Origin of the sequence: Trichocoleus sp. DQ-U1 (genome assembly GCF_039961925.1) — a bacterium.
Lineage (GTDB): Bacteria > Cyanobacteriota > Cyanobacteriia > Cyanobacteriales > FACHB-T130 > FACHB-T130.
On the sequence record NZ_JAMPKB010000156.1, the window covers coordinates 1 to 4,694 of the forward strand.

The following is a 4,694-nucleotide window of genomic DNA, read 5'->3' on the forward strand; positions in this document are numbered from 1 at the left end:
TTGCCATTCTTCACAATATGGGTGGAATCACAAGCAGGACAAGCCGGGCGGGGATTCGACATCGAACAACAGCGGGAACTCTACCCTCCTATCCTTACATTTTTAGGACTACCAAAAGTTTCTCCTTATTTTAAAGAAAAAACTTCGTTTATATTCTACTAATAAGCACTTAACTTAAGTAAAAATCAACAAAAGCACAGGTAGAAGAGCAGCCATCGGCAATGGGTAATAGTAACTCAAAAGACACACCGTTACACGCAATGAATCCACTAAGCCGATTTTCCAATCGAGCAGAGGATTACGCCAAGTACCGACCGAACTATCCAGATGCCGCTATTGATATTATCCTGAAGGGATTGGGAAATTCATCGCAACTGGTCGCCGCAGATATCGGTGCAGGAACGGGAATTTCCTCGCGTTTGTTAGCTCAACGGGGAGTGAATGCGATCGCTATCGAGCCAAACGCCGCAATGAGAGAAGCTGCATCACCGCATTCCTTAGTAGAGTTTCGCGATGGGACAGCAGAAGTCACGAATTTACCCAACGCATCTGTTGATTTAGTGACTTGCTTCCAATCTTTCCATTGGTTTAATCCCGAACCAACATTGCTAGAATTCCGCCGCATTCTCAGGCCAAGGGGACGACTAGCGGTAGTATGGAACGATCGCGATCAAAACGATCAATTCACAGCAAATTACAGCCGCTTAGTTGAGATTGCATCAAACAATCATCCAGCAGAGAAGCGGATGGTTTCAGTCGCTCCTCTACTAAGCAGCCCCCATTTTCCAGATGTCCAGTGCCATACTTTTGAGTACCAGCAGCAGCTAGATTTAGAGGGACTAATTGGCAGGGTAAATAGTGTATCTTACATCCCCAAAGAAGGTGAGGCGTACCAGCAACTTGTGACAGATTTGCAAGAACTGTATGCAAGCGCTTGCAATGAACACGGCTATGTGTATTTAACCTATACCACGAATGTTTACCTTGCAGATAATGGGTAATCAGAAAGAGTAACTGTAGAGATGCGAAATTTCCTATCTTTGCAAGAATTACCCATTACCCATTACCCATTACCCATTACCCATTATTATCCTTTCGCCCAAGGTCCCCAAATAGCAAAAGTAATGCCAGGAGTTTGGATATTCACGAACATGGTCTGACCATCGGGCGAAAAACAGGCACCAGCGAACTCATTATCATAGATAGCATTCCGAGCAAATTGGTAGAGTTCGCCCTTTTGAGTGACGCCGACTACAAATTGCTCGTCGTCACCATCTTCACAGATGATCAAATCGCCAAAAGGAGCCACAACAATGTTATCAGGACTATCTAATACATTTACATCATTTGGTTCAACAAAAAGTTCAAGAGTGCCGCCTTCTTGTGCTGTTTTCCCAGGAACGTAGCGCCAAACTTGACCGAGTCCGGCAGTGCCACCATCTGTGCAACAAAAGTAAAATTCACCGTTGCCGTACCAGATGCCTTCCCCACGTGTAAATTGGGCTGCACCCTTACTAAAGCCTTCGACGCGGACAGTATCTGTATCCGGGTCGGGATTGTCGATGCGAACCCATTCAACTTGCATTGGTTGACGCACCGGGAAGTTAGTTTTAGTAATTGCTTGGGGCATTCCTTTAATTTTCAGGGCTTCCAAAACACCGCCTTCTACAAGTTTGCCCGGTTGATTTGGAATGAAGCGATAGAAGAGACCATTGCCTCTATCTTCAGTTTCATAAACAATTCCAGTTTTTGGATCGATTGCAACCGCTTCGTGGTTAAAACGCCCCATTGCTTTCAAAGGCACGGGAGTCACAGTTGTTTTTGCATTCGCCGGAACTTCAAAGTTATAACCGTGACGTTGGTTGACATTTCCCGTAATATTAACTGGATCGTTTGTAGCGGGAGTTGAGGTATTTTCTTCAGAGCTAATCCACGAACCCCAAGGAGTCGTGCCGCCTGCACAGTTACGGTATGTTCCTGCTAGGGAAGCAAAATGACTTTGTATTTGGCGATTCGCCCCTACAATTAGAGTTGTTGTCCCACCTTTACAGAGATTATCGTATTTGAGTCCGACAACTTGCGTGGTAGAATTCGGGCTTAATTCGTGATTGCGAATTAAGATAGTTGTGTTATTAGGACCGGGAAAAGCACCCATCCCATCGTGACCACCCGGTACTGGATTGCCATCGTTCATCATGTCTCCAGTCCGAGAGATAGCGCGATATTGAAATCCGCGTGGTAAATCCAATAAACCATTGGGATCTGGAATCAGTGGGCCATAACCTCCCCCATTTACTAATTGACCCCTGGCTGCTTTGGTATAGAGCGCTTCTAGAGGGGACATTAATACAGCACCCGCAGCACTCGCGCCTGCCAGGGTGAAGAATTGCCGCCGTGATAAAGACATGGTGTTCTCCGCGTTTATGCGTTGAACAGCTTAATTGGCGTTCATCAACCTTCGGCAAAGCTTTGATTAAGGCTTGGTTAATTTTTTATTCAGAAAATATTATTGCTTGCCTAGTTTATTCCGTTTTTACTAAAAAATTATGAACGTAGAAGTACGCTAAGAATCTTCGCGAACCTTTGCGCTTAGCTTAGCGTAGCTTTGCGTTAAAACACTCATTCATCTTCAGGATTAATCGCAGAAAATAGCGCCGAATAATCCTCATCCGCTAAACCCATGTCCTGTGCCATTTCTAAAATTTGGCGAATACCTTCCAAACTGCTGACATTCAAGCCATTTAACTTAGCTTCATTGAGAAATAAGTTAGTATCTTTGAGCAGATGTTTAGTTGGGAAATTGGGATTTTCATAATTCCTATCTAACATCCGCTGCAATTTCTTATCAAAAGTGGGAGCAAAAAGGGCGCTTTGCCGTAAGATTTGCATAAACAGCTCAACGTCGGCACCTTGACGTTGAACAAAACCTAAACTAAGGGCAAAAGCACTGGTAAGGGAAGCGATTAATTGATTTAATGCTAATTTGACAGCAGCGGCAGCACCGACTGAACCAATATGTAGGGGTTCAGGGCTAAAATGTTTTAGAAAATCCGACCACTGTTGAAATTGCTCATCGGAAGCACCTACCATGACAATTAATTTACCGGCTTCTGCTTCCGAAATACTGCCCAACACGGGTGCTTCAATATACTCTGCACCCGCTGCAACAATTTGGGAAGCGATCGCTTTACTTTCTGTGGGTGAGATCGTTCCCATTTGAATGACTGTACGCCCTTTTAACTCTGGTCGGGAAGCCTCCGACAACAGAACTTCATCAATTGCTGTCGCATTTGTCAGCATCAAAATTACGCACTCAGACTCGCGAATTGCCTCTTGTGGAGAGTCGGCAATTTTAGCGCCAGCGTCCTGCAAAGGTGCTAACTTTGACTGAGTACGATTGTATGCAACTACTGGAATTTTAGCGTCTAACAGCCTTTTAGCCATCGGCTGTCCCATCAACCCAGTTCCTAAAAATCCTACTTTCACGATTGCTTTGACCTCTCTAATTCTTGTTGCTGAAGAACCTCACGCCGTCTGCAACACTCCTCAGCGTAAAGAGGGTTGGGAATGAGGTTCAGGAAGGATAACGGCGATTCAAGCGGATTTAAGAGGGATCAACCCAGGCTCGTTCGGCTGTCCAATGGCGATCGCTCGATCGATAAACTGTAACACCCTCCAAACCAGCTTGTTGCAAGAAGTCTTGCACTTCATCCAAGGTAAACGCAGCGTGGAGAGAGTCGTGAAATAACATCTTTTGATGTTTGTTGTAATTTGTACCGATACTTTCCACCAAATTATTCATTATTTCCTCGCTTGGAGGACGAATTAAATCTCGGATGAGAATAGCACCCTGCGGCTTTACCACTCGTTTCACTTCTTGCAAGAATGGCAGTGGATTGGGTAGGTGGTGAAACAGGCTATTGGAAATTACCATATCAAATTGTCCATCTTGATAAGGTAGCTTCTTGGCATCAACAAATTCCAGAATGATTTGTTTTTGCAACCCAGCTTTTTCTACATTTTCTTTGCCAAGTTGCAGCATTGATTCTGCCATATCGATGCCGAGAATTTGCCATTCAGGGCGTTGCTGTGCAATTAAAATAGGAATTCGAGCGGTTCCGGTTCCGGCATCTAGAACAGTTGCATTTGTTGCTCCTATCTCAATTGCCCGTTGAGCAAATGCCCCGTTGATTTCTGTAAAGTCCATCGAGTCATATTCAACAGCTTCTTCCAAACTGTCCATGACTTCGGGCTCTAATACTCTTTGCATGGCTTAATGGCTAAGTAGATGGATCTCGTATTTGTCGGATAGATCGAGCAGATGCGGAGGCGCGTTCATGCCATAAGGCTTTAGCCTTCTAGGGATAGTACCCCATCAAAGCGTTGTCAATGTTGGGTTTCGTTCCTGAATCCAACCTACATAAGATGTTTAGGTTGATCGTGTCCACTCGCTGAATTGCTAATTTCGATCGCGCTTTCGTTTGCGTTCTTTTTCCTTCTTCTTCGCCTCGTCGAGAATTTTCTTCACTTTTGCCTTAATTTCGTTGTGTCGCGCTACTCCTTCATAGGCATAGCGGTTGTAACCGTTACTCTGAATTAAACTTTCTAAATACCGAGTCCGCTCATCGGTGATCGGGTGCGTGGAAAGCCAACTGAAGATCGGGCGATCGCGATCTTGCTTGCTTAGCGTCACC

At 44.8% G+C, this 4,694-nt stretch carries 4 protein-coding genes and 1 pseudogene; 1 reads left to right on the forward strand and 4 read right to left on the reverse strand.

Annotated elements, in window-relative coordinates; genetic code table 11:
• Positions 1-221 precede the first annotated feature (221 nt).
• Positions 222-1,001 (forward strand): class I SAM-dependent methyltransferase, encoded by a 780-nt coding sequence (locus NDI34_RS27750; protein WP_348234449.1) that lies wholly within the window; start codon positions 222-224, stop codon positions 999-1,001.
• A gap of 86 nt (positions 1,002-1,087) precedes the next feature.
• On the opposite strand, the gene NDI34_RS27755 is transcribed toward NDI34_RS27750, so the two are convergent.
• The 4 genes and pseudogenes from NDI34_RS27755 to NDI34_RS27770 form a co-directional block, all read right to left on the reverse strand.
• Positions 1,088-2,407 (reverse strand): alkaline phosphatase PhoX, encoded by a 1,320-nt coding sequence (locus NDI34_RS27755; protein ID WP_348234450.1) that lies wholly within the window; start codon positions 2,405-2,407, stop codon positions 1,088-1,090.
• 212 nt (positions 2,408-2,619) lie between these two features.
• Positions 2,620-3,486 (reverse strand): NAD(P)-dependent oxidoreductase, encoded by an 867-nt coding sequence (locus NDI34_RS27760; RefSeq protein ID WP_348234451.1) that lies wholly within the window; start codon positions 3,484-3,486, stop codon positions 2,620-2,622.
• Between the two features lie 118 nt (positions 3,487-3,604).
• Positions 3,605-4,270 carry a class I SAM-dependent methyltransferase gene (locus NDI34_RS27765; protein WP_348234452.1) on the reverse strand — a complete coding sequence of 222 codons (666 nt, stop codon included), beginning with the start codon at positions 4,268-4,270 and terminating at the stop codon, positions 3,605-3,607.
• Positions 4,271-4,459: 189 nt separating this feature from the next.
• Positions 4,460-4,694 (reverse strand): annotated as a pseudogene (locus tag NDI34_RS27770) (peptidase M48 Ste24p); the annotation flags it as partial.

Bases quoted from the DNA above. Each gene is read 5' to 3' on its own strand.
- NDI34_RS27750 (WP_348234449.1), top strand. From the start codon at position 222: ATGGGTAATAGTAACTCAAAAGACACACCGTTACACGCAATGAATCCA.
- NDI34_RS27755 (WP_348234450.1), bottom strand. From the start codon at position 2,407: ATGTCTTTATCACGGCGGCAATTCTTCACCCTGGCAGGCGCGAGTGCT.
- NDI34_RS27765 (WP_348234452.1), bottom strand. From the start codon at position 4,270: ATGCAAAGAGTATTAGAGCCCGAAGTCATGGACAGTTTGGAAGAAGCT.